The 511-nt window shown below is 35.6% G+C and carries 1 protein-coding gene; it reads left to right on the top strand.

The features are described 5' to 3' along the window. Positions 1-507 (top strand): CDC27 family protein (locus tag DMC01_RS12780; RefSeq protein ID WP_142694545.1); only part of this gene is annotated, 507 nt, incomplete at its 5' end. Positions 508-511: the final 4 nt, after the last annotated feature.

Genomic DNA, 511 nt, shown 5'->3' with positions numbered 1-511 from the left:
TTAATGCTTTTAAGCCCTTGTTTTTATCTTTTTAAGCTTTATGAGGATAAGCAAGCAAGGCTTAAACTAGCCTATGAGGAAAAAAGAAGGCTAGAAAAAAGGCTAGAACTTGCTTACATAAATGCTAAAAAGGCTGAGCTTCTTAGGCAAAAGGAGCTAAAAGAACAAGAAGCATTGCAAGAGCAGCTAAACTCAAAGGAAAAATTTAGCATACTTGCATATGATTTAAGCACAAAGAAGCTTGAAAGAGAGTTTAAACAAAATGCCTCCCTTAAAACAGCCCTGCTACTAGCTAGGCTACACTTTGAAAATAAGGACTATGAAAACGCCCTTTTTTACAGCCACAAGGCAAATGAGCTAGATAAAAAAGAGACAAGCACTTGGCTAATTTATGCAAAATCCAAATTTGCCCTTGGCAAAAAAGAAGAAGCAAAAAGAATCTTGCAAGGCTTTATGAGGCATTATGTGGGGGATTTTAATGAAGATATAAGCTATATGCTTGAATAAGCTA

This window comes from Campylobacter troglodytis (assembly GCF_006864425.1).
GTDB classification, from domain to species: domain Bacteria; phylum Campylobacterota; class Campylobacteria; order Campylobacterales; family Campylobacteraceae; genus Campylobacter_D; species Campylobacter_D troglodytis.
The sequence above is the reverse complement of the archived record's forward strand: the minus strand, read 5'-3'. Positions and strand labels throughout refer to the sequence as shown.